The sequence below is a fragment of the Frigoribacterium sp. MEB024 genome (genome assembly GCF_000878135.1).
Lineage (GTDB): Bacteria > Actinomycetota > Actinomycetes > Actinomycetales > Microbacteriaceae > Frigoribacterium.
The window spans coordinates 171,092-194,783 of record NZ_JXQZ01000001.1; the positions used below are offsets into that span (position 1 = coordinate 171,092).

21 protein-coding genes are annotated in these 23,692 nt (G+C 70.0%); 19 read left to right on the plus strand and 2 right to left on the minus strand.

All coding sequences use genetic code 11. The features are described 5' to 3' along the window. Positions 1 to 557 precede the first annotated feature (557 nt). Entirely contained in the window at positions 558 to 1,787 is a 1,230-nt protein-coding gene (locus SZ60_RS00765) for a DUF349 domain-containing protein (RefSeq protein ID WP_043592731.1), read from the minus strand. Positions 1,788 to 1,876: 89 nt separating this feature from the next. Beyond that, positions 1,877 to 2,551, minus strand: a complete 675-nt coding sequence (locus SZ60_RS00770) for a peptidylprolyl isomerase (RefSeq protein WP_231567010.1) — start codon at positions 2,549 to 2,551, stop codon at positions 1,877 to 1,879. A gap of 182 nt (positions 2,552 to 2,733) precedes the next feature. Here SZ60_RS00770 and SZ60_RS00775 point away from each other — a divergent pair, with 182 nt between their 5' ends. The 19 genes from SZ60_RS00775 (at position 2,734) to gmk (ending at position 23,637) form a co-directional block, all read left to right on the plus strand. Beyond that, positions 2,734 to 4,143: a replication-associated recombination protein A gene (locus SZ60_RS00775; RefSeq protein ID WP_082059746.1), complete on the plus strand. Its 1,410-nt coding sequence runs from the start codon at positions 2,734 to 2,736 to the stop codon at positions 4,141 to 4,143. Between the two features lie 220 nt (positions 4,144 to 4,363). Next, positions 4,364 to 4,993, plus strand: coding sequence for a 30S ribosomal protein S4 (gene rpsD, locus SZ60_RS00780; protein ID WP_043592736.1), 630 nt, complete (start codon positions 4,364 to 4,366; stop codon positions 4,991 to 4,993). A 124-nt stretch (positions 4,994 to 5,117) separates the two neighbouring features. Further along, positions 5,118 to 5,309 carry a hypothetical protein gene (locus SZ60_RS00785; RefSeq protein ID WP_043592737.1) on the plus strand — a complete coding sequence of 64 codons (192 nt, stop codon included), beginning with the start codon at positions 5,118 to 5,120 and terminating at the stop codon, positions 5,307 to 5,309. 56 nt (positions 5,310 to 5,365) lie between these two features. Beyond that, positions 5,366 to 8,038 (plus strand): alanine--tRNA ligase, encoded by a 2,673-nt coding sequence (gene alaS, locus SZ60_RS00790; RefSeq protein ID WP_043592739.1) that lies wholly within the window; start codon positions 5,366 to 5,368, stop codon positions 8,036 to 8,038. An 8-nt stretch (positions 8,039 to 8,046) separates the two neighbouring features. Then, positions 8,047 to 8,556, plus strand: coding sequence for a Holliday junction resolvase RuvX (gene ruvX / locus SZ60_RS00795; RefSeq protein WP_043592741.1), 510 nt, complete (start codon positions 8,047 to 8,049; stop codon positions 8,554 to 8,556). Between the two features lie 3 nt (positions 8,557 to 8,559). After that, positions 8,560 to 9,903, plus strand: a complete 1,344-nt coding sequence (gene mltG, locus SZ60_RS00800) for an endolytic transglycosylase MltG (RefSeq protein ID WP_137846561.1) — start codon at positions 8,560 to 8,562, stop codon at positions 9,901 to 9,903. A gap of 99 nt (positions 9,904 to 10,002) precedes the next feature. After that, the gene (gene aroC, locus SZ60_RS00805; RefSeq protein WP_043592743.1) at positions 10,003 to 11,208 is read left to right on the plus strand and encodes a chorismate synthase; all 1,206 of its coding nucleotides are present in this window, start codon (positions 10,003 to 10,005) and stop codon (positions 11,206 to 11,208) included. A gap of 32 nt (positions 11,209 to 11,240) precedes the next feature. Further along, the gene (locus SZ60_RS00810; RefSeq protein WP_043592877.1) at positions 11,241 to 11,720 is read left to right on the plus strand and encodes a shikimate kinase; all 480 of its coding nucleotides are present in this window, start codon (positions 11,241 to 11,243) and stop codon (positions 11,718 to 11,720) included. Then, positions 11,717 to 12,805 carry a 3-dehydroquinate synthase gene (gene aroB, locus SZ60_RS00815; protein ID WP_043592744.1) on the plus strand — a complete coding sequence of 363 codons (1,089 nt, stop codon included), beginning with the start codon at positions 11,717 to 11,719 and terminating at the stop codon, positions 12,803 to 12,805. The genes SZ60_RS00810 and aroB overlap by 4 nt, the downstream gene beginning before the upstream one ends. An 85-nt stretch (positions 12,806 to 12,890) precedes the next feature. Continuing rightward, positions 12,891 to 13,454 carry an elongation factor P gene (gene efp, locus SZ60_RS00820; RefSeq protein ID WP_043592746.1) on the plus strand — a complete coding sequence of 188 codons (564 nt, stop codon included), beginning with the start codon at positions 12,891 to 12,893 and terminating at the stop codon, positions 13,452 to 13,454. Between the two features lie 3 nt (positions 13,455 to 13,457). Beyond that, positions 13,458 to 13,868: a transcription antitermination factor NusB gene (gene nusB, locus SZ60_RS00825; RefSeq protein ID WP_043592748.1), complete on the plus strand. Its 411-nt coding sequence runs from the start codon at positions 13,458 to 13,460 to the stop codon at positions 13,866 to 13,868. Between the two features lie 132 nt (positions 13,869 to 14,000). Continuing rightward, complete coding sequence (gene pyrR / locus SZ60_RS00830; protein WP_043592749.1) at positions 14,001 to 14,594, plus strand: bifunctional pyr operon transcriptional regulator/uracil phosphoribosyltransferase PyrR; 594 nt, start codon at positions 14,001 to 14,003, stop codon at positions 14,592 to 14,594. Continuing rightward, entirely contained in the window at positions 14,591 to 15,547 is a 957-nt protein-coding gene (locus SZ60_RS00835) for an aspartate carbamoyltransferase catalytic subunit (RefSeq protein WP_043592751.1), read from the plus strand. The genes pyrR and SZ60_RS00835 overlap by 4 nt, the downstream gene beginning before the upstream one ends. Next, complete coding sequence (locus SZ60_RS00840; RefSeq protein ID WP_043592752.1) at positions 15,544 to 16,914, plus strand: dihydroorotase; 1,371 nt, start codon at positions 15,544 to 15,546, stop codon at positions 16,912 to 16,914. Before SZ60_RS00835 ends, SZ60_RS00840 begins: the two co-directional genes overlap by 4 nt. After that, positions 16,911 to 17,432, plus strand: a complete 522-nt coding sequence (locus tag SZ60_RS00845; RefSeq protein ID WP_043592754.1) for a hypothetical protein — start codon at positions 16,911 to 16,913, stop codon at positions 17,430 to 17,432. The genes SZ60_RS00840 and SZ60_RS00845 overlap by 4 nt, the downstream gene beginning before the upstream one ends. Further along, positions 17,425 to 18,609 (plus strand): glutamine-hydrolyzing carbamoyl-phosphate synthase small subunit, encoded by a 1,185-nt coding sequence (carA, locus tag SZ60_RS00850; protein ID WP_043592756.1) that lies wholly within the window; start codon positions 17,425 to 17,427, stop codon positions 18,607 to 18,609. Before SZ60_RS00845 ends, carA begins: the two co-directional genes overlap by 8 nt. Further along, positions 18,609 to 21,884 carry a carbamoyl-phosphate synthase large subunit gene (carB, locus tag SZ60_RS00855; RefSeq protein WP_043592758.1) on the plus strand — a complete coding sequence of 1,092 codons (3,276 nt, stop codon included), beginning with the start codon at positions 18,609 to 18,611 and terminating at the stop codon, positions 21,882 to 21,884. Before carA ends, carB begins: the two co-directional genes overlap by 1 nt. Beyond that, positions 21,881 to 22,735, plus strand: a complete 855-nt coding sequence (pyrF, locus tag SZ60_RS00860) for an orotidine-5'-phosphate decarboxylase (protein WP_043592760.1) — start codon at positions 21,881 to 21,883, stop codon at positions 22,733 to 22,735. The genes carB and pyrF overlap by 4 nt, the downstream gene beginning before the upstream one ends. After that, positions 22,723 to 23,637, plus strand: coding sequence for a guanylate kinase (gene gmk, locus SZ60_RS00865; protein WP_043592762.1), 915 nt, complete (start codon positions 22,723 to 22,725; stop codon positions 23,635 to 23,637). The genes pyrF and gmk overlap by 13 nt, the downstream gene beginning before the upstream one ends. The last annotated feature ends 55 nt before the right edge of the window (positions 23,638 to 23,692 follow it).

Genomic DNA, 23,692 nt, shown 5'->3' on the forward strand with positions numbered 1-23,692 from the left:
ACGTGACGCCTTGCTGAGTCGACACATCCCGTGCGGCCGTCTCGTCCTGCGGCGTCCAGTTCTCACGGCGGGCGAGGTCGACCACGGTTCGGGCCGGTGTCGTGACGGCAACACCGTCGACGACGACGATCTCGTCGTCGTCGATGACGACCTGTCGGATGACCGCCCCCCGGCCCCGATTTTTCACCCTCGCCGGCGATGCCACCAGCCCGGAGTGGGGGAGCGGCGCCGGCCCTCGGGCTCCCCAGACCCAGGCGGCCGTCCGCTCGGCAGCGACGACTCCGGCTCCGAGGGCGAGCCCGACCGCGATGGCCCGACCCACGTGATCGTCGATCTCGGCGACGCTGCGCCACGAATCACCGACGGCGTAGACCTGGCCGTCCAGCGCTGCCGCCCGCAGTTCGGTTTCGGGCAGGTGGGCGTCGGTCAGGACCAGGGGGAGTCGCTCAGTCATGTGCCCACCCTGGCCGACCTCGCCGGCGAAGACGGACCGCCCGACCCTCCCTGTGGAGAGTCGGGCGGTTCACGACGTCGGTGGGCGACCGGCCCCCTGGCGGTCAACCGATGGCGTCGAGCCAGACCTTCCGGGCGTCGAGCGCTTCACGGGCCTCCTTGACCCGACGCGCATCCCCGCTCGCCTCGGCCGATGCGAGCTCGGCCTCGAGCTTGCCGATGGCATCCTGCAGCTGGCTCGCGAGGCCCTGCGAGCGTGCCTGACGCTCGGGGTTGTTCTTCTCCCAGAACTGCTCGTCGAGTTGGCGCACGTGGGATTCGACCTTGCGGAGGCGATCCTCGACGACCCGCACCTGCTCACGGGGAACGCGACCGATCTCGTCCCACCGCAGCTGGATCGAGGTGAGGGCCTCTCGGGCCGGGACCCGATCCGTGACCGTCAGGATCTTCTCGGCCTCGGTGAGCAACTCGAGCTTGAGCTCGAGGTTGCCTTCGTACTCGGCAGCGTCCTGGGCGACGACCTCGGACTTGGCGGCGTAGAGCACGTCGCCCGCCCGCTTGAACTTCGCCCACAGGGCGTCGTCGTACTTCTTGCCGGCGCGCCCGGCACGCTTCCAGTCGTCGAGCAGCCCCCGGTAGGCGGGGATGCCGTCGACGCCCTTCGGCGCGAGGGCCTCGGCCGACTCGACGAGGGCTTGTTTGCGCTGACGGGCGTCCCGATGCGTGGCGTCGAGCTCGGCGTAGAAGGCCTTGCGGTGTTGGTCGATCGTCGTGCGCGCGGCTCGGAAGCGCTTCCAGAGATCGTTGCCCTCGCCCTTCGGGATGCGCGGGCCGTCCTGTTGGTGTTTCTGCCAGCGCGCGAAGATGTCGTCGATGGTGGCCGTCACCTGCTTCCACTGCACGCGGGCGGGGTCCTGAGCGGCCAGGGTCTCGGCCTCGACGACGAGTGCCGTGCGATGGGCGACCGCTTCGGTCAGCGCCTTCTGCGCCTCCGCGCTCTGCTGCTGTGTGAGCTCGTCCACGGTCGAGTCGAGTGCCGACACACGAGTACGGAGGGCCTCGAGGTCTCCGACCGCGCTGGGTTCGACGAGCTGCTCACGCAGGTGGGTGACGGTCTTGACGACGTCCCCCGCCGATGCGCCGCGCTTGATCCGCTGCTCGAGCAACGTCACCTGGCCGGCGAGCTCGACGAACTTCCGCTCGTAGTACGCGAGAGCCTCGGCAGGCGTCGCGTCGGGGTACTGCCCCACGGCGCGTTCGCCGTCGCCTTCGCGGACGTAGACCGTGCCGTCGTCGTCGACGCGGCCCCAGGGTGCCTGATCGTCAGTAGCCACTTTAATCCCTTGCTGAAAGTGCTCGTCGCGGAACCAGGACAGGCCGCCGCGATGGGTGCCCAGCCTATTGCACGGCGGACCGCGGCGGACTACTCGATGGTGGCACCCGTGATCGTGGTCGCCACGACGGGGGCTCCGTCGGTCTCGCTCGAGCCGGGCGTCAAGCCCGCGTCCGTGATCTGGGCCTCGAGCTGGTCGAGTCCACTCGTGACCTGTCCGACCACGGTGTAACCGCCCGTCGAGCCGTCGAGGGTCGTGTCGCCGTAAGTGATGAAGATCTGCGTCGACTGCGAGTAGGGGTCGGTGCTGCGGGCCATGGCGATCGTCCCGGTCGGGTAGACGCCGTCCGAGGGGACGTTCTCGAGGGGGCCGAAGGTGAAGCCCGCGTCGCCCGTCCCGTCGCCGTTGGCGGAGCCGCACTGGATGAACTTCGCCGTCGCGGCATCGCTCATGCGGTGACAGGTCGTGCCCGTGTAGAAGCCCTTCTGGATGAGGTCGATGACGACGCTCGCCGCCTGGGGGGCCTTCGCCCCGTCCAGTTCGATCCCGAGGTCGACGCCGTCGTTGAGCGTCAGGCCGCCGGTCCAGGTGCGGCCCTCGGCGATCGACTCGCCGGGCACGTCGCCGACGTTCTCGCCTGCGGCGGGCGTCGAGGCGGCGCTGGGGGCGTCCGAAGGAGCCGCCACGGGCGCACCGGGCCCGCTCGTCGACCAGAAGACCTGCGACACGGCCGCGAGTCCCACCACGACCACGACGGCCGTCACGGCCAGGACGTTGTCCCGACGACGCCGAGCCACCTGCGTGGCGTGCACCTGTTGGCGAGCGGTGTACCTGCGGAGCCGGTCTCGGTTCTCACGGTCCGGATTCTTGCTCGGTGCCACGGGTCCTCCAGCTCGGTGATGTCCAGCCTGCACTGTATCGGAGGGCCGGTCTAGCATGGGTCACCATGAGCCCGCTCCCGCAGAGCTCGACCCCCCTCGCGGTCCGCATGCGTCCCACCACCCTCGACGAGGTCGCAGGCCAACGACACCTGCTGCGTCCTGGTTCGCCTCTGGTCACCTTGGCTTCCGACACGGGTGCCGACCAAGGTGCGGTCTCCGTCATCCTCTGGGGTCCGCCGGGCACGGGCAAGACCACGCTCGCGCAAGCCATCGCCCGCAGCTCGGGGCGACAGTTCATCGAGCTGTCCGCCGTGACGGCCGGCGTCAAGGACGTCCGTCAGGTGATGGAGAAGGCACTGTCGAACCGTGACCTCTACGGCACGACGACGGTGCTCTTCCTCGACGAGATCCACCGCTTCACCAAGGCGCAACAGGACGCCCTGCTGCCGGGCGTCGAGAACGGCTGGGTCATCCTCATCGCCGCCACGACCGAGAACCCCTCGTTCTCGGTCATCACGCCGTTGCTGTCCCGGTCGCTGCTGCTGACGCTCGAACAGCTCAGCGACGACGACCTGGCCCAGTTGGTGCAACGAGCGGTCGTCGACCCCCGCGGTCTCGACGGAGCCGTCCGGCTCGACGACGAGGCCCTGGCCACGATCGTCCGGCTGGCCTCGGGCGACGCACGACGTGCGCTCACGGCGCTCGAGGCGTCCGCCCAGTCGGCGTGGGCGACGAAGCTCGAGGCCGACGCCGTGCCGACCGCCTCGCCCGACGACGCGGCCGACGCCGACTTCGACCCCGACGCCGAGTACGACGAGAGCGATCCCGACGACGCCCGCCCCGCGATCACGTCCGAGATCGTCGCCCAGTCGGTCGACCGGGCACTGCTGCGGTACGACCGCAACGGCGACGAGCACTACGACGTCATCAGCGCCTTCATCAAGTCGATCCGGGGCTCCGACGTCGACGCGGCACTCCATTACCTCGCCCGGATGATCGAGGCCGGCGAGGACCCGCGCTTCATCTGTCGGCGGATCATCGTGTCGGCCGGCGAGGACATCGGCATGGCGGATCCCCACGCGCTGACCGTGGCGGTCTCGGCCGCCACCGCCGTGCAGATGATCGGCATGCCCGAGGGGCGCATACCCATGGCCGAGGCCGTGGTCTACCTGGCGACCGCCCCCAAGTCGAACCGGTCCTACTCCGCGCTCGACGCCGCCATCGCCGACGTCCGGGCCGGCAAGGCGGGCCGCGTGCCCAAGCACCTGCGCGACGCCCATTACCCCGGGGCCCGACGCCTCGGGCACGGGAAGGGCTACCGGTACGCCCACGACTCCGAGTTCGGGGTGGTCGAGCAGCAGTACCTCCCTGACGAACTCGTCGGACACGAGTACTACGACCCCACCGCCAACGGCAACGAGCGCGACGTGGCGGCGCGCCTCGAGAAGCTGCGCCGGATCACGCGGGGGCACTGACGGCACGATCGAACACCCGCTCGCATCGGTGCCCGGGCTCCTGTATGCTCGGGGGGTTGCCTGTTCTCGGGCGTCGACGCGCGGCTGCTGACGACGACCCGATCAAGGTGCGACGACCTGTAGCCGGTCGCCACCGCGGCACTCACCCCTCTTGTTACGCCGCCCGGCGCTCGCGCGCTGGGGCGGTCCATGACGAACGACCGACAAGAAAAAGGAACAAGTGTCCACCAAGTCACGTACCCGCAGCAAGACCCGTCTCTCGCGTGCCCTCGGCATCGCGCTGACCCCGAAGGCCGCTCGCTACCTCGAGAAGCGTCCCTACGCTCCCGGTGAGCACGGCCGCACCAAGCGCAAGACCGACAGCGACTACGCCGTCCGCCTGCGTGAGAAGCAGCGCCTGCGCGCCCAGTACGGCATCCGCGAGGCCCAGCTCAAGATCGTCTTCAACGAGGCCCGCAAGGCCTCGGGCCTGACCGGTGAGAACCTGGTCGAGCTCCTCGAGACCCGTCTCGACGCCCTCGTCCTGCGTGCCGGCTTCGCCCGCACGACGGCCCAGGCCCGTCAGATGGTCGTGCACCGTCACATCCTCGTCGACGGCAAGCTCGTCGACCGTCCCTCGTTCCGCGTCAAGCCGGGTCAGATGATCCACGTGAAAGAGCGCAGCGAGAAGACCGAGCCCTTCCAGGTCGCCGCGGCCGGCGGTCACGTCGACCTGCTGCCCAAGGTGCCCGGCTACCTCGAGGTCGAGATCGACAAGCTGCAGGCCCGCCTCGTGCGTCGCCCGAAGCGCGTCGAGGTCCCGGTGACCTGCGAGGTCCAGCTCGTCGTCGAGTACTACGCCGCGCGCTAGAACTCGTCACATCCGTCAGGAGCGGGCCACGGTCGTGGCCCGCTCCTTTCGTGTTCCCGGGGCCGGGTAAGCTGACGTGTCGTCGCGCTCGCACGTCGCGGCACCAGCCCCAAGAGGAGTCCCCGTGAAGAGCCTGTTCCTGCTCGCCGTCGGTGTCGTCGGCGGCTTCGCCGTCGCCCACCAGTTCAACAAGACACCCCGGGGTCGGCAGTTCTTCGGCGGTCTCGACGGCAACGTGAAGTCGTTCCGCGCCGCCGTGGTCGACGGCTACAAGGCCCGCGAGGCCGAACTGCGCACCGACCGCGACGAGTCCTGAGCGCCCGTCCGCGCCTCCTCGTCCTGACACACGACCCACCCACCCCCGGGAGAACCATGCAGACCGCCGAAATCCGCCGCCGTTGGCTCGACTACTTCGGCGATCGGGGCCACACCGTCGTCCCGTCCGCGTCCCTGGTCAGCGACGACCCGAGCCTCCTCTTCACCGTCGCGGGCATGGTCCCGTTCATCCCGTACCTCACCGGGCTCGTCCCGACGCCGTACCCGCGCGCCACGAGCGTCCAGAAGTGCATCCGCACCAACGACATCGAAGAGGTCGGCAAGACGCCGCGACACGGCACGTTCTTCCAGATGAACGGCAACTTCTCGTTCGGCGACTACTTCAAAGAAGAGGCGATCGGCTACGCCTGGGAGCTCTTGACCTCGAGCGAGGGCGACGGCGGCCTCGCGTTCTCGCCCGACGACCTGTGGGTGACGGTGTACGAAGAGGACGACGAGGCCATCGCCCTGTGGAAGAAGGTCGCCGGACTGCCCGACGAGCGCATCCAACGCCTCGGCAAGGACTCGAACTACTGGCACACCGGTCAGCCCGGACCCGCGGGGCCGTGCTCCGAGATCTTCTTCGACCGTGGACCCGCCTACGGCGCGGACGGCGGCCCCGCGACCGACGACGACCGCTACGTCGAGATCTGGAACCTCGTGTTCATGCAGTACCAGATCGAGAACGTGCGCTCGAAGGTCGACTTCGACATCGTCCGCGAGCTGCCGAACAAGAACATCGACACCGGCATGGGTCTCGAGCGCGTCGCCTTCCTCAAGCAGGGCGTCGACAACATGTACGAGATCGACCAGGTGCGCCCGGTCCTCGACAAGGCCGCCGAGCTGTCGGGACGGCGCTACGGCGCCGTCCACGACGACGACGTCCGCATGCGGGTCATCGCCGACCACGTCCGCAGCTCGCTCATGCTGATGTCCGACGGGGTCCGCCCGTCCAACGAAGGCCGCGGCTACATCCTCCGCCGCCTCCTGCGACGCACGGTCCGCTCGATGCGTCTCCTCGGCGTCGACGGCCCCACCTTCCCCGCGCTCTTCCCGGAGTCCCGCGACGCGATGAAGGCGGCCTATCCCGAGGTCGAGACGGACTACGAGCGCATCTCACGCCTGGCCTACGCCGAGGAAGAGACCTTCCTGCGCACCCTGGCCGCAGGGACGAACATCCTCGACATCGCCGTCGACGACACCAAGCAACGCGCTTCGGCCGGTACGACCCCGCAGCTGCAGGGCGACACGGCGTTCCTGCTGCACGACACCTTCGGGTTCCCCATCGACCTCACCCTCGAGATCGCGGAAGAAAGCGGCCTGACGGTCGACCGCGAGGCGTTCGACCGACTCATGTCCGAGCAGCGCGCCCGGGCGAAGGCCGACGCCAAGTCGCGGAAGGTGGCCCTGGCCGACCTGAGCGTCTACAGCGCGTTCCGCGCCCAGGGCGAGACGGTCTTCACGGGCTACGACGAGCTCGACACCGAGACCCGCGTGCTCGGCCTGATCGTCGACGGGGCCGACGTCGACCGAGCCGTGGCGGGCGACATCGCCGAGGTGATCCTCGCCGAGACCTCGCTGTACGCCGAGTCGGGCGGCCAGGAAGCCGACTCGGGCCGCATCGTCGGCGTGGGCTTCGACCTCGAGGTCCTCGACGTGCAGAAGCCGGTCAAGGGTCTCATCAGCCACCGCGTCCAGGTCACCTCCGGCGAGGTGGGGGTCGGCGACACGGCGACCAGCGTGGTCGACCCCGCCTACCGCCGGGGCGCGACACAGGCTCACTCCGCGACGCACCTGATCCACGCCGCACTCCGAGAGGTGCTCGGCCCCGAGGCGCACCAGGCCGGGTCCTACAACAAGGCCGGCTACATGCGGCTCGACTTCAACTGGAACCAGGCCCTGAGCCCGCAGACACGGTCCGAGATCGAGGAGATCGCCAACAACGCGATCCGCGACGACCTGCAGGTCGTCACCCGCGAGATGCCCCTCGACGATGCCCGCGCCCTGGGTGCCATGGCGCTGTTCGGCGAGAAGTACGGCGAGACCGTCCGCATGGTCGACATCGGCGGTCCGTGGTCGCGCGAGCTCTGCGCGGGCACCCACGTCTCGACCAGCTCGCAGGTCGGCCTCATCAACCTCGTCAGCGAGACCTCGGTGGGGTCGACCAACCGTCGCGTCGAGTCGCTCGTCGGCATGGACGCGTTCCGTGACTTCGCCGCCGAGCGTGCCCTCGTGTCCCAGTTGACCGCGTCGCTGAAGACACCGCGCGATCAGCTGGCCGATCGCGTCGGCGATCTCGTCACGAGCCTCCGCACGGCCGAGAAGAAGATCGCCGAGTTCGAATCCGCCCGCCTCGCCACGCGCGTCCCGTCGTTGGCCGAGACGGCGACCTCGATCGGCGACCTCACCGTCGTCGCCGAGTCGGTCGGGTCGCTCGGCTCGACCGACGACCTGCGGTCGCTCGCCCTGTCGGTGCGCGAACGCCTCGGCGCCTCCGGCGCGGTGGTCGTCGCCCTGGCAGCTGACGTCGCGGGCAAGCCCGCCGTGATCGTGGCCACCACCGACGGTGCGCGGAAGGCCGGAGTGAAAGCCGGCCGTCTCGCCAAGGGGGCCGCCTCGGCTCTCGGCGGCGGCGGCGGCGGCAAGGACGACCTCGCTCAGGGGGGCGGATCCGACGTCTCGGCGATTCCCACCGCCTTGGCCGGCATCGTCGCCGAACTCGGGGCCTGAGGGCTGCCGTGCGCCGCGGCGTCCGCATCGGCATCGACGTGGGCAAGGCCCGGGTCGGAGTCGCTCGCACCGACCCCGACGGTCTGCTCGCCACCCCGGTCGAGACGCTCGCGCGTTCCGCCGACGGTGTGGCCGACATCGGTGCCGTCCGCGACCTGGTCTCCGAACTCGATGCGCTCGAGGTGATCGTCGGACTGCCCATCGCCCTCTCGGGTCGCGACACGGCGTCGACGCAGGACGCGAGGGACTACGCCGCGGCGATCGCGCGGACCGTCACGGTGCCCGTCCGTCTCGTCGACGAGCGGCTCTCGACGGTCAGCGCCCAGGGTGCCCTCCGGGCCTCGGGCCGGAAGGGCAAGAGCCAACGGTCCGTGATCGACCAAGTGGCCGCTGTTATCATCGTCCAGCACGCGCTCGACCTCGAGCGCTCGAGCGGTCAGCCGCCCGGGCGGACGGTCGACGTGACCCGAGAGACGGGCGGCGACGTTGCCGTACCCGCCACCGACGAAAGACAGTGATTCGTGGCCGACGAACCCGATTGGGACGACATCTTCGCGTCCCAACCCCAGAACGACAGCCCCGCCGACACCTCCGGACGCCGCCGGCGCGAGTCCGTCGACGGACGACCGGGTGACGGCGACGGGACGCCACTCCGCCGCAGCACGCACGTCGACCCCCCTGGGCTGTCCCGCCGAGAACAGCGTGAGCGTGAACGCCAGGCCGAGCCCGTCGTCGTTCCACGCTCGGACGATGACCGGGATCGCTCCCGCGCACGGGCGATCCGCGAACCGCGCGAACGACGGTCCAAGAAGGGCCCGATCATCCTCGCATCGGTCCTCGTGCTCGTCCTGGCCGGAGGCACCGCCGGCGTCGCCGCCGCCTGGGGACAGGTGCAGCCCCTCATCGCCAAGTTCACGGGTGATGACGAACCCGCCGACTACGCCGGCAGCGGCAACGGCACGTCCGTCGAGTTCGCCATCGTTTCCGGGCAGGTCGGCTCCGACATCGCGCAGAACCTCGCGGACGCCGGCATCACGCAGAGCTACGAGTCGGCCTACTCGCTCCTGTTGTCCGACCCGTCGATGACCTTCCAGCCGGGCACGTACACCCTGCAGCAGCAGATGAGCGCGCAGTCGGCCCTCGACGCACTGCAGGACAGCGCCAACCGCATCACCAACAAGGTCGTCATCCCCGAGGGAACGGCTGCGGCGGACGTCTACGAACTCCTCGCCACCGCGACGTCGATCCCGATCGCCGACGTCCAGGCCGCGGCCGCGGACTACACGACGTTCGGCCTGCCCGTGGAGGCCACGAGCCTCGAGGGGTGGCTCTTCCCGGCGACCTACGAACTCGACCCGGGCAAGACGGCCCACGACTACCTGCAGGACATGGTGACGACCATGACCCAACACCTGCAGTCCGCCGGTGCACAACCGGCCGACTATCAGAAGACGATCGTCTTCGCGTCTCTCATCCAGAAAGAGGCCGGACTCGCCGACGACTACCCCAAGGTCGCGCGGGTGTTCCAGAACCGTCTCGACCAGGGCATGCTCCTGCAGTCGGACGCCACGGTCGCCTACGGCACCGGCAACACCCATCGGGTCACCACGACCGACGAAGAGCGGGGCGACGCGAACAACGCGTACAACACCTACGTCCACGAAGGTCTGCCCGTCGGGCCCATCTCGAATCCGGGCGACCTCGCCCTGAACGCGGCACTGAAACCGGCTGACGGCTCGTGGCTGTACTTCGTCACGGTCAACCTCGACACGGGCGAGACGGCCTTCTCGACCACGTACGCCGAGCACCAGGCCGCGGTGAAGCAGTGGCAGGCCTGGATGCGGGAACACCCCGAGTACCAGTGACCGAGCACGAGCCGGCTGCCGAGGACGCGAGCGCGTCCTGAGGGGCCGTCGACCGCCAGACGGTCGGTCGGCCCTTCTCTCTGTGGGAAGATCGACACCATGCTTCGTTGGTTGACCGCTGGAGAATCTCACGGGCCCGAGCTCGTCGCCGTCCTCGAGGGCTTGCCGGCCGGTGTGCCGGTCTCGCTCGACGCGATCCGTGCCGACCTCGCCCGCCGCAAGCTGGGTTACGGTCGCGGCTCCCGCATGAAGTTCGAGCAAGACGAACTGAACATCTCGGGCGGCGTCCGCCACGGCCTGACGATGGGCAGCCCCGTCGCCCTGCGCATCGGCAACACCGAGTGGCCGAAGTGGGTCGAGGTGATGAGCCCCGAGCCCGTCGAGGTGAGCGACGCCTCCAGAGGGCGAAGCGCGCCCCTCACCCGACCCCGCCCCGGCCACGCCGACCTGGTCGGCATGCAGAAGTACGACTTCGACGAGGCGCGGCCGATCCTCGAACGTGCGAGCGCCCGCGAGACGGCGGCCCGCGTCGCCCTCGGAGCCGTCGCCCGGTCCTTCCTCGCCGAGCTCGGCATCGAGCTCGTGAGCCACACGCTGTCCATCGGCCCCGTGCGCGTGCCCGACGGCAGCCCGGTGCCCGTGCCCTCGGACGTCGACCGTCTCGATGACGACCCCCTGCGCTGCTTCGACGAGGGCACCAGCGCCCTCATGGTCGACGAGGTCGAGGCCGCCAAGAAAGACGGTGACACCCTGGGCGGCGTCGTCGAGGTGCTCGCCTACGGCGTGCCGCCGGGGCTGGGGTCGCACGTCCAGTGGGACCGTCGTCTCGACTCGCAGTTGGCCGCCGCGTTGATGGGCATCCAAGCGATCAAGGGCGTCGAGGTCGGAGACGGCTTCGAGACCACCCGTAGGCGCGGCTCGGTCGCCCACGACGAGCTCCACCGCACGGGTGGGGTCATCTCGCGCGACACCGATCGCGCCGGAGGCACCGAGGGGGGCATGAGCACGGGCACCGTCCTCCGCGTGCGTGCGGGCATGAAGCCGATCGCCACGGTTCCCCGGGCCCTGGCCACGATCGACGTCACGAGCGGCGAAGAGAGCAAGGCGCACCACCAGCGCTCCGACGTCTGCGCGGTCCCGGCCGCCGGCGTCGTCGCCGAGTCGATGGTGGCCCTCGTCCTCGCGAACTCGATCCTCGAGAAGTTCGGCGGCGACTCCCTCGGCGAGACGGCTCGCAACCTGCGGGGCTACCTCGACGCGATCCCCGAGAACCTGCGGACTCAGCCGGCGTCCGCCGCCGAGTGACGACCACGCGACCGATCGTCCTGGTCGGGCCGATGGGAGCGGGCAAGACGAGCATCGGCAAGAAGCTGTCCCGTCGCCTGGGCGTGCCGTTCGTCGACAGCGACCGTCTCATCGTGCGGCGGCACGGACCCATCGCCGATCTGTTCGACCGCCACGGCGAGGCGCACTTCCGGTCGCTCGAACACGAGGCCGTGGTCGAGGCCCTGGCCGGTGACGGGGTGGTGTCGCTGGGCGGGGGAGCCGTCCTCGACGAACGCACGCGCGCCTCCTTGTCCGGGTTGCCCGTCGTCCTGCTCACGGTGACGGCCGAGGCCGTCGAGTCCCGGCTGGCCGGCAGCGCCCGGCCACTGCTGCAACGAGGGGGCATCGGCGCCTGGCGCGCCATCGCCGCCGAGCGTGATCCCGTCTACCGGGCGCTGGCGTCCGTCGTGTTCGACACGTCCCACCGGCCCGTCTCGACCGTCGTCGACGACATCGAGACCTGGCTCGACTCCGAGAGAGGCACCGCATGACCGACGAGACCGACACCACGACCATCCACGTCGGGGGAGACGCCCCCTACGACGTCCTGATCGGTCGGGGGCTCACCGGCCACCTTCCGGGCGTCCTCCACCCGCAGACCAAGAAGGTGCTGATCGTCCACGCGCCCACGCTGGGCCGCAAGGCGGGCGAGGTGCGCGACTCCCTGGTGGCGGCCGGCTACGAGGCGCTCATCGCCGAGGTGCCCGACGCAGAGGACGCCAAGCGCGTCGAGGTCGCCGCCTTCTGCTGGCAGGTGCTGGGTCAGGCCGACTTCACCCGCACCGACGCCGTCATCGGTCTCGGTGGCGGGGCCATCACCGACCTGGCCGGCTTCGTCGCGGGCACCTGGCTCCGCGGCGTCCCGCTGGTGCAGATGCCGACCAGCGTGCTGGGCCTCGTCGACGCGAGCGTCGGCGGCAAGACCGGCGTCAACACGGCCGAGGGGAAGAACCTCGTCGGCGTCTTCCACCCGCCGGTCGCCGTGCTGGCCGACCTCGACCACCTCGACACGTTGTCGAAGAACGAGATCCTCGCCGGCTTCGCCGAGGTCGTGAAGGTCGGGTTCATCGCCGAACCCGAGATCCTCGACATCGTCGAGGCCGACGTCGACCGGGCGACCGACCCGACGACGCCCGAGTTCCGCCGGGTGGTCGAGCTGGCCGTCGGGCTCAAGGCCCGCGTAGTCGGAGAAGACCTGACCGAGCAGGGTCTCCGCGAGATCCTCAACTACGGTCACACCCTCGGCCACGCCGTCGAGCACGCCGAGCGCTACCAGTGGCGCCACGGGGCCGCGGTCTCGGTGGGCATGGTCTTCGCCGCCGAGCTGGCCCGTCTGACCGGACGCCTGTCGGACGAGGCGGTCGACCGTCACCGGCGCATCCTCGAGTCGCTGACCCTGCCGGTCTCGTACCCCCTGGGCCGTTGGAACACCCTGCTGGCCACGATGCAGCGTGACAAGAAGGCCCGCGCGGGCCTGTTGCGGTTCATCGTCCTCGACGAGATCGGTCGACCGACCGTGCTGCAGGGGCCCGACCAGAGCCTGCTCTTCGCGGCCTACCAAGAGATCGGTTCGTAGCCCTTCGGCCCGTCAGGGCGTCCGCTACACTCGACGATGGCCGATTCCGGCCCACCTCCCACCACCCCGAACGGATCACTCGCGCATGGCGACTACCAACGACATCAAGAACGGTGCCGTCCTCAACCTCGACGGCCAACTCTGGAACGTCATCGAGTTCCAGCACGTCAAGCCGGGCAAGGGTGGAGCGTTCGTCCGCACCAAGATGAAGAACGTCATGTCGGGCAAGGTCGTCGACAAGACGTTCAACGCCGGCACCAAGATCGACTTCGCCAACGTCGACCGTCGCGAGTACACGTACCTCTACGCCGAGGCCGACGGCTACGTGTTCATGGACACGAGCGACTACGACCAGATCAACGTGCCCGCCACGATCGTCGGCGACGCGAAGAACTTCATGCTCGAGAACCAGAACGTCCAGATGGCGTTGCACGACGGCGACCCGCTGTACATCGAGTTGCCCGCCTCGGTCATCCTCGAGGTCACCTACACCGAGCCCGGCCTCCAAGGAGACCGGTCGACCGGCGGCACCAAGCCCGCCACCGTCGAGACCGGCTACGAGATCCAGGTGCCTCTCTTCCTCGAGACCGGCACCAAGGTCAAGGTCGACACGCGCGACGGCGGCTACCTCGGCCGCGTCAACGACTAGTCGGTGAGCGCACGCACCAAGGCGCGCAAGCGCGCCCTCGACGTCCTGTACGTCGCCGACATCCGTCAGATCAGCATGACCGACGCTCTGGTCGCCGAGACCCAGCGGGCCCTCGACCAGCCCGAGCGCGGGTCGAGCTGGGGCTACGCGCGCGACATCGTGCAGGGCGTCATCGACCACCGCGACGAGATCGACGAACTGATCGAGACGTACTCGCAGGGCTGGACCCTCGCGCGCATGCCCACCCTCGACCGCGGCATCATCCGCATCGGCATCTGGGAGCTCCGTCACAACGACGAGATCCCCGACGCCGTCGCGATCAGCGAGGCCGTCGAACTCGCACAGACGCTCAGCACCGATGACTCGGCCTCGTTCGTCAACGGTCTGCTCGGCCGCATCGCGACCGCCGACTGACGGTCGGAGGCTCGACCCGGTCGACCGATCGTCACCGGTCGACTCGTCGGTCGCGCGTCGGACCGATAAGGTGGAGCCACCCACAACGACATCCTTTAAGTTCCGTCCCGAGAGGCGGGGAAGGAGGTCCGATTGAGCACACGTACCGTGCTGAGTCAGGCTGACATCGCGCGTGCCCTCACGCGCATCTCGCACGAGATCCTCGAGTCCAACAAGGGTGCCGACGATCTGGTCGTCCTGGGCATCCCGACGCGTGGAGTCGTCCTCGCCGATCGGCTCGCCGCGACCCTGTCGTCGATCTCGGGCAGCACCGTTCCCGTGGGGTCCGTCGACGTGACGATGTACCGCGACGATCTCCGGCGCCAGCCCACCAGGTCGCCCCGCCCCACCTCGGTGCCCTCCGGCGGCATCGACGGCAAGACCGTCGTCCTCGTCGACGACGTCCTCTACTCGGGCCGCACCATCCGTGCCGCGCTGGACGCCCTGAGCTCGATCGGTCGACCGCGGGCCGTCCGCCTCGCGGTCCTCGTCGATCGGGGCCACCGAGAACTGCCCATCCGCGCCGACTTCGTGGGCAAGAACCTGCCCACCTCGACCGTCGAGCGCATCTTCGTGCGACTGCACGGCGTCGACGACGACGAGCTCGTTGCCATCGACGACGACACGACCGCAGGAGGCGCGGGTTCCGCCTCGGCGCCCGTCACCACCCCGGGTGCGAACCGATGAGGCACCTGCTCAGCACCTCCGACCTCTCGCGCGACGAGTCCATCCGCGTCCTCGACGTCGCGGAGGACATGGCCGACGTGGCCACCCGCGAGGTGCGCAAGCTGCCGACGCTGCGCGGCATCACGGTCGTCAACCTGTTCTACGAGGACAGCACCCGCACGCGCATCTCGTTCGAGGCCGCCGCCAAGCGGCTCAGCGCGGACGTCATCAACTTCGCCGCCAAGGGGTCGAGCGTCTCCAAGGGCGAGTCCCTGAAGGACACGGCCCAGACCCTCGCCGCCATGGGGGCCGACGGCATCGTGATCCGCCACCCGTCGAGCGGCGCCCCTCGTGTGCTGGCCGACAGCGGCTGGGTGGACGCGGGCATCGTCAACGCCGGCGACGGCACCCACGAACACCCCACGCAGGCCTTGCTCGACGCGTTCACGATCCGCCGTCGCGTCCACGGGGCGGCGAGCCGTGGGCGCGACCTCGACGGCGTCGAGGTGATGATCGTGGGCGACATCCTGCACTCGCGTGTGGCCCGCTCCAACGCCTGGTTGCTGCGGACGCTCGGGGCCCACGTCACGGTGGTCGCGCCTCCCACGCTGATCCCGGTCGACGTCAGCCGCTTCGGCGTCGACGTCCGCTACGACCTCGACGAGGCCCTGGCCGAGGTGAGACCGGACGTCGTCATGATGCTGCGCATCCAACAGGAACGCATGAACGACGCGTTCTTCCCCAATCCACGCGAGTACGCCCGGTCCTGGGGCCTGGGCGCGATGCGGTTCCGGTCGCTGCCCGAGTCGACCCTCGTCATGCACCCCGGCCCGATGAACCGCGGTCTCGAGATCAGCGACGAGGCCGCCGACTCGCCGCGGTCGACCGTCCGCGAGCAGGTCACGAACGGCGTGGCCGTCCGCATGGCCGTGCTCTACCTCACCCTGGCCGGCGACCGAGAGGACGCATCGTGACCACCACCCACCTCATCCGGGGCGCCGAGACCGTCGACGGCAACAAGACCGACGTCGTCGTCCGCGACGGTGTCGTCGTCGAGCTCGGCTCCGGGCTGACCTGCGCGGGCGCGACGGTCACCGACGCCGACGGCCTGCTCCTGCTGCCCGGCCTCGTCGATCTGCACACCCACCTGCGCGAGCCCGGGGGCGAGGGCAGCGAGACCGTCCTGACCGGGTCGCGCGCCGCGGCCGCCGGCGGGTACACCGCCGTCAACGCCATGGCGAACTCGTCGCCCGTGGCCGACACCGCGGGGGTCGTCGAGCAGGTGCAGGCGCTGGGGGAGCGCGCGGGCTTCGTGACCGTCCGCCCGATCGGCGCGGTCAGCCAGGGGCTGAAGGGCACCCACCTCTCCGAGATCGGCGCCATGGCCCGATCTCGCGCCGCCGTGCGGGTCTTCTCCGACGACGGGTCCTGCGTCGCCGACCCGTTGCTGATGCGTCGGGCCCTCGAATACATCAAGGGGTTCGGGGGAGTCCTCGCCCAGCACGCCCAAGAGCCCCGGCTGACGGAGGGCGCGCAGATGAACGAGGGTGCCCTGTCGGCCGAACTGGGCCTGGGCGGCTGGCCCGCGGTCGCCGAGGAGGCGATCATCGCCCGCGACGTCCTGCTCGCCGACCACGTCGGCGCCCGACTGCACGTCTGCCACGTGTCGACGGCGGGCAGCGTCGAGGTCATCCGCTGGGCAAAGTCGCGCGGCATCGAGGTCACGGCCGAGGTGACGCCGCACCACCTGCTGCTGACCGAGGACCTCGTGTCGGGTTACGACTCGCGGTACAAGGTCAACCCGCCGCTCCGCCGCTCGGAGGACGTCGACGCGCTGCGTGCCGCCCTGGCCGACGGGACGATCGACATCGTGGCGACCGACCACGCCCCGCACACCTCCGAGGCGAAGTGCTGCGAGTGGGACGCCGCCGCCAACGGCATGGTCGGTCTCGAGTCCGCCCTCTCGGTCGTACACCACACCATGGTCGACACGGGTCTGATCGGCTGGGCCGACGTGGCCAGGGTGATGTCGATCACCCCGGCCGCCATCGGCCAGGTGACCGGGCACGGTCGTCCCCTGGCCGTGGGCGAGCCCGCCGAGCTCACGCTCTACGATCGAGAGGTGACCCGCACGTTCTCGACCGAGCACCTCGCGGGCAAGAGCCGCAACTCGCCCTACCTCGGACGGGTCCTGCCCGGTCAGGTGCGGGCGACCTTCCACCAGGGCTACGCGACCGTGGTCGACGGTCGCGTCGTCGACAGCGACGACGTCGCCCACGCGGCCCGACTCGTCGACAGCGCCGCCGCCCTCGCCGCCTCCGAGGGGGCGTCCGCCCGATGAGCCAGTGGATCATCGCCTCGCTCATCCTCGTCGGCGTCGGGCTGCTGATCGGGCTGATGGCCCGGTCCTGGCGGGCCCGCGGGCGCCGTCAGTCCGACATCCCCGCCCCCGACCTCGCGACCGACGACCTGTCGGACCCGTTCGTGGCGGTCGATGCCCTCTACGTCGCGACGTCACGAGGCGGCGACCCGCTCGACCGCGTCGTGGTCCACGGCCTCGGGTTCCGCGGTCGGGCGATCGTGTCCGTCCACGCCGAGGGCGTGCGCCTCGAGATCGCGGGCGAACCCGCCGTGCTGATCCGCACCTCCTCGTTGCGAGGCGTCGACCGCGCGACCTGGACCATCGACCGTGTCGTCGAGCGCGACGGCCTCGTCCTCGTCGGCTGGCGCCTCGGCGACGTCGACCTCGACACCTACCTGCGCATCACCGACGATCCGAGCCCCGTCGTCGCCGCGATCCGCACCCTCGTCCCCACGGCCCCCGGGGCCGGCACCACCAAGGAGAAGACCATTGACTGACGCCTCCACCACCGACAGGGCCGTGCTGGTCCTCGCCGACGGCACCCGGTACACGGGTCGCGCCTACGGCGCCGTCGGACGCACCCTCGGCGAGGTCGTCTTCGCGACCGGCATGACCGGCTACCAGGAGACCCTCACCGACCCCTCGTACGCCGGCCAGATCGTGGTCATGACCGCCCCGCACATCGGCAACACGGGAGTGAACGACACCGACCCCGAGTCGCGCCGCATCTGGGTCGCCGGGTACGTCGTCCGAGACGCGAGCCGCGTGGTCTCGAACCACCGCGCACAGGGCAGCCTCGACGACCAGCTCGTCGCCGACGGCATCGTCGGCATCCGCGGCATCGACACCCGCGCCGTCACCCGCCGTCTGCGCGAGGTAGGCTCGATGAAGGGCGGGATCTTCAGCGGGCCCGACGCCGGGCTCGACCCCGACGAGCAGCTCGCCCTGGTCACCGCCGGGGCCGACATGCGCGGCCTCAACCTCTCGAGTCAGGTGTCGACGGTCGAGCCCTACGTGCTGCAGGCCGAGGGCGATCGCATCGGATCCGTCGCCGTCCTCGACCTGGGCGTGAAGACCTCGACGCTGCGCTACCTCGCGCAGCGCGGCTTCGAGGTCCACGTCCTGCCGCAGTCCACCACCCTCGACGAGCTCCGCGCCCTCGCCCCCGACGCCCTCTTCTACTCGAACGGCCCCGGTGACCCGGCGGCGAGCGACTCGCAGGTCGAACTCCTCCAGGGTGCCCTGCGCGACGGTCTGCCGTACTTCGGCATCTGCTTCGGCAACCAGCTGTTCGGCCGGGCCCTGGGCTTCGGCACGTACAAGCTGCCCTTCGGTCACCGCGGCATCAACCAGCCGGTGCTCGACAAGACGACGAACAAGGTCGAGATCACCAGCCAGAACCACGGGTTCGCGGTCGACGCGCCCATCGACGGCGTCCTCGACTCGCCGGCCGGCTTCGGCCGGGTGGAGGTCAGCCACTACAGCCTGAACGACCAGGTCGTCGAAGGCCTCCGCGCCCTCGACATCCCCGCGTTCTCGGTGCAGTACCACCCCGAGGCCGCCGCGGGCCCCCACGACAGCAACCACCTCTTCGACCGCTTCCGCGAGGCGGTCGTCGCCCGCACGAACGGCCAGGCCGTCGACTTCGGCTCCGACATCGAAAGCAGCAACTGATGCCCAAGCGTGACGACATCAACTCCGTCCTCGTGATCGGCTCCGGGCCGATCGTCATCGGCCAGGCGGCCGAGTTCGACTACTCGGGCACCCAGGCCTGCCGCGTGCTGCGCGAAGAGGGGGTGCGCGTCATCCTCGTGAACCCGAACCCTGCCACGATCATGACCGACCCCGACTTCGCCGACGCGACGTACATCGAGCCCATCACGTCCGAGGTGCTCGAGGCCATCATCGTGAAGGAGCGCCCCGACGCGATCCTGCCCACCCTCGGCGGGCAGACGGCCCTCAACGCCGCCATCGCCCTCGACGAAGAAGGCATCCTCGCCAAGCACGGCGTCGAGTTGATCGGCGCCAAGGTCGAGGCCATCCAGAAGGGCGAGGACCGCCAGCTCTTCAAGAAGCTCGTGCTCGAGTCCGGTGCCGACGTCGCCAAGTCGTACATCGCCACGACGGTCGACCAGGCCGTCGAGTACGCCGAAGACCTCGGGTACCCACTGGTCATCCGCCCCTCGTTCACGATGGGCGGGCTCGGGTCGGGATTCGCCTACACCCGTGACGAACTGGTCCGCATGGTCACCGACGGCCTGCACCAGAGCCCCACCACCGAGGTCCTCCTCGAAGAGAGCATCCTGGGCTGGAAAGAGTACGAACTCGAGATGATGCGCGACACGGCCGACAACACGGTCGTGGTCTGCTCGATCGAGAACGTCGACCCGGTGGGCGTCCACACCGGCGACTCGATCACCGTCGCGCCGGCGCTCACCCTGACCGACCGCGAGTACCAGAACCTGCGCGACATCAGCATCGACATCATCCGTCGCGTCGGTGTCGACACCGGTGGCTGCAACATCCAGTTCGCGGTGGACCCCGCCGATGGTCGCGTCATCGTCATCGAGATGAACCCCCGCGTGTCGCGCTCCAGCGCCCTCGCGTCGAAGGCCACGGGATTCCCGATCGCCAAGATCGCGGCGAAGCTGGCCCTCGGGTACCGTCTCGACGAGATCCCGAACGACATCACCAAGGTGACCCCCGCCTCCTTCGAACCGACGCTCGACTACGTCGTCGTCAAGGTGCCCCGGTTCGCGTTCGAGAAGTTCCCGGCGGCCGACACGACGCTCACCACGACGATGAAGAGCGTGGGCGAGGCCATGGCCCTCGGCCGCAACTTCACCCAGGCGCTGCAGAAGTCGCTCCGGTCGCTCGAGAAGCGCGGGTCGAGCTTCCACTGGCAGGGTGAAACCGGAGACCAGGAGGCGCTGCTCGCGTTGTCGGCGACGCCCACCGACGGCCGCATCGTCACCGTGCAGCAGGCCCTTCGGGCCGGTGCCACCGCCGAGCAGGTCTTCGACGCCACGAAGATCGACCCCTGGTTCATCGACCAGATCGTGTTGATCAACGAGGTCGCCGAGCAGGTCGCCGCGGCGGCCGAGCTCGACGCCGACACCCTCGTGCTCGCCAAGGACCACGGCTTCAGCGACGACCAGATCGGCCAGTTGCGTGGCCTCTCCGAGCAGCAGGTGCGCGATCACCGCCACGCGCTCGATGTCCGTCCCGTCTTCAAGACCGTCGACACCTGCGCGGGGGAGTTCCCCGCCCTGACGCCGTACCACTACTCGAGCTACGACACCGAGACCGAGGTCGTGGCCAGCGACCGCCGCAAGGTGATCATCCTCGGCTCGGGGCCGAACCGCATCGGTCAGGGCGTCGAGTTCGACTACTCGTGCGTCCACGCGAGCTTCGCCCTGAGCGACGCCGGCTTCGAGACGATCATGATCAACTGCAATCCCGAGACGGTCTCGACCGACTACGACACGAGCGACCGGTTGTACTTCGAGCCGCTCACCCTCGAGGACGTGCTCGAGGTCGTCCACGCCGAGAGCGCCAGCGGCGAGCTCGTCGGCGTCGTCGTGCAACTCGGCGGCCAGACCGCCCTCGGCCTGTCCAAGGGGCTCGAAGCGGCCGGCGTGCCCATCCTCGGCACGACACCCGACGCGATCGACTCGGCCGAAGAACGAGGCCTCTTCCAGGGCATCCTCGACGCCGCCGGCCTGCTCGCACCGCGCAACGGCACGGCGACCGACTACGACAGCGCGGTCGCCGTCGCCGAAGAGATCGGCTACCCGGTGCTGGTGCGCCCGTCGTACGTCCTCGGGGGCCGCGGCATGGAGATCGTCTACGACAGCCCGTCGCTCGCCGACTACTTCGAGCGGGTCGCGGACCAGGCCATCATCGGCCCCGAGGCGCCCTTGCTGGTCGACCGGTTCCTGGACGACGCCGTCGAGATCGACGTCGACGCGCTCTACGACGGCACCGAGCTCTACGTCGGCGGCATCATGGAGCACATCGAGGAGGCCGGCATCCACTCCGGCGACTCCAGCTGCACCCTGCCGCCCGTCACGCTCGGGAAGGGCGAGATCGACCGTGTCCGCGACGCGACCCTCGCGATCGCGAAGGGCATCGGCGTGTCCGGTCTGCTGAACGTGCAGTTCGCGATCGCGGCCGGCGTGCTCTACGTCATCGAGGCCAACCCCCGGGCGAGCCGGACGGTGCCCTTCGTCTCGAAGGCACTCGGCATCCCGCTGGCGAAGGCGGCTTCGCTGATCATGGTCGGGCACAGCGTGCGCGATCTCGTCGAGACCGGCCTGCTCCCCGTTCAGGACGGCTCGGACGTCCCCCTCGACTCGCCGATCTCGGTGAAGGAAGCCGTGCTGCCGTTCAAGCGGTTCCGTACGAAAGAGGGGCAGGTCGTCGACAGCGTCCTCAGCCCCGAGATGCGCTCGACCGGAGAGGTGATGGGCATCGACCGCGACTTCCCCCGGGCGTTCGCGAAGAGCCAGACGGCCGCCTACGGCGGGCTCCCGACGTCGGGCACCGTCTTCGTCAGCGTCGCCGACCGTGACAAGCGGGCGATCGTGTTGCCGGTGCTGCGCCTCCAGCAGCTCGGGTTCCGCATCCTGGCGACCGAGGGGACGGCCACCGTCCTCGTGCGCAACGGCATCCACGCCGACACGGTCGACAAGTTCAGCGCCGGGGGCCACTCGGTCGTCGACCTGATCAACGCCGACGAGGTCGACATCGTCATCAACACCCCGAGCGGGTCGAGCGCCCGGGCCGACGGCTACGAGATCCGTGCGGCGACCGTGGCGGCCGACAAGGCGCTCTTCACGACCATCGCGCAGCTCGGAGCCGCCGTCGCCTCGATCGAGGCCGTGCAGAGCGACCTCGAGGTCACGAGCCTCCAAGACTACGGTCTCGCCCGGGCGGCCCGACGGTGAGCTCGTCGTTCGGCGACCGGCTCGCGGCGGCGTTCGCCGCGACCGGTCCGCTCTGCGTCGGCATCGACCCCCACCCCTACCTCCTGGACCAGTGGGGCCTCTCGTCGGACGCCTCGGGCGTGCGCGAGTTCGGCCTGCGCGTCGTCGACGGCCTCGTCGGCTCGGCGTCGGTCGTCAAGCCGCAGGTCGCGTTCTTCGAACGCTGGGGCTCCGCGGGGTTCGCGGCCCTCGAGGACGTCCTCGAGGCCGGACGCGAGCGGGGCCTGCTGCAGATCGGTGACGCCAAGCGGGGCGACATCGGCTCGACGATGGACGGCTACGGTGACGCCTGGTTCGACGAGTCGTCGCCGTTGCGGGTCGACGCGCTGACCGTCTCGCCCTATCTCGGCTTCGATTCCCTGACCGGGCTGGTCACCCGCGCGCGGGCCGTCGGCGCCGGCGTGTTCGTGCTGGCCGCGACGTCCAACGTCGAGGCGCTGGCGACGCAGACGGCCATCCGGACCGACGTCCACGGCGCGGAGGGGACCGTCGCGAGCGGTATCGTCGACGACGTGCTCCTTGACAACCAGACGGCGGGCGACGCCCCGTTCGGCAGCGTCGGCCTCGTGCTCGGCGCGACCGTCGACCTCGACGACTACGGCATCGACGCCGCCCGGCTGACGACGACGCCGGTGCTCGCCCCGGGGTTCGGTCACCAGGGTGCGACCTACGCCGACCTTCCGCGACTCTTCGGACCCGCCGCCGGCGCCGTGCTGGTCTCCGCCTCCCGCGCCCTCCTCTCGGCGGGCCCGGCAGGGTTTCCGGACGCGGTCCGCCGAGATGCCGACGAGGTGCGTTCGTGCCTCGTCTGACCCCGCCTCCCGTCGACCGTGCCGCGGCTGCCCGCGCCGCCGTGGCGGCACGGCGAGGCCGCGCCGCCGTCAAGAACGCCGTCGCTTCGCGGACGCGCAGCGCCCTCGACGTCGCCGAGGCCGCCTGGGCCGGCGAACCCACGAGTCCCGAGGGGTCGCTCCGGGTCCGAGAGCTGCTCACCAGCATCCCCGGCATCGGACCGACCCGCGTCGCCCGCATCATGACCGACCTCGGAATCGCCGAGTCGAAACGGGTCGGGGGGCTCGGGGTCAGGCAACGCCGCATCCTCGGCGACTGGCTCGCCGTCCGCGAGGCCAAGGGGCGCCTGCGGTCCCGTCTGGTCGTCCTGGCCGGTCCCACGGCCGTGGGCAAGGGCACCGTCTCGACCTACATCCGCGAGAACTACCCCGACGTGCATCTCAGCGTGTCCGCGACGACACGAGCCCCACGACCCGGCGAGGTCGACGGGGTGCACTACTACTTCGTGGACGACGCCGAGTTCGACCGCATGATCCGCGATCGCGAACTGCTCGAGTACGCCACGGTCCACAATTCCTATCGCTACGGCACGCCTCGCCCCCCGCTGGACGCCGCCTTGAACGAGGGTCGCAGCGTCCTGCTCGAGATCGACCTGCAGGGCGCCCGTCTCGTCCGGGCCGCGATGCCCGAGGCCGTGCTCGTCTTCCTGCTGCCGCCCACCTGGGACGAACTGGTCCGTCGACTCATCGGTCGAGGCACCGAGGACGCCACCGAACAGCAGCGCCGACTCGAGACCGCGAAGGTCGAACTGGCCGCCCAGGACGAGTTCGACGCGCGTGTCGTGAACCACGACGTGGCCGAAGCGGCCCGTGAGGTCGTAGAATTGATGACTGCGCCCGAACCGGGCCGCACCCGCGCGTGACCCGCGCCCCGATCTTGGTGCCCACGCTCGTCCCGAGCGGTGCCGGCACCGACCC

What these genes read in the sequence shown, in the direction of transcription:
- SZ60_RS00845 (WP_043592754.1), top strand. Translation starts at nt 16,911, where the DNA reads ATGAGCCAGTGGATCATCGCCTCGCTCATCCTCGTCGGCGTCGGGCTG.
- SZ60_RS00775 (WP_082059746.1), top strand. Translation starts at nt 2,734, where the DNA reads ATGAGCCCGCTCCCGCAGAGCTCGACCCCCCTCGCGGTCCGCATGCGT.
- aroB (WP_043592744.1), top strand. Translation starts at nt 11,717, where the DNA reads ATGACCGACGAGACCGACACCACGACCATCCACGTCGGGGGAGACGCC.
- SZ60_RS00810 (WP_043592877.1), top strand. Translation starts at nt 11,241, where the DNA reads ATGGGAGCGGGCAAGACGAGCATCGGCAAGAAGCTGTCCCGTCGCCTG.
- SZ60_RS00835 (WP_043592751.1), top strand. Translation starts at nt 14,591, where the DNA reads ATGAGGCACCTGCTCAGCACCTCCGACCTCTCGCGCGACGAGTCCATC.
- aroC (WP_043592743.1), top strand. Translation starts at nt 10,003, where the DNA reads ATGCTTCGTTGGTTGACCGCTGGAGAATCTCACGGGCCCGAGCTCGTC.
- carB (WP_043592758.1), top strand. Translation starts at nt 18,609, where the DNA reads ATGCCCAAGCGTGACGACATCAACTCCGTCCTCGTGATCGGCTCCGGG.
- alaS (WP_043592739.1), top strand. Translation starts at nt 5,366, where the DNA reads ATGCAGACCGCCGAAATCCGCCGCCGTTGGCTCGACTACTTCGGCGAT.
- efp (WP_043592746.1), top strand. Translation starts at nt 12,891, where the DNA reads ATGGCGACTACCAACGACATCAAGAACGGTGCCGTCCTCAACCTCGAC.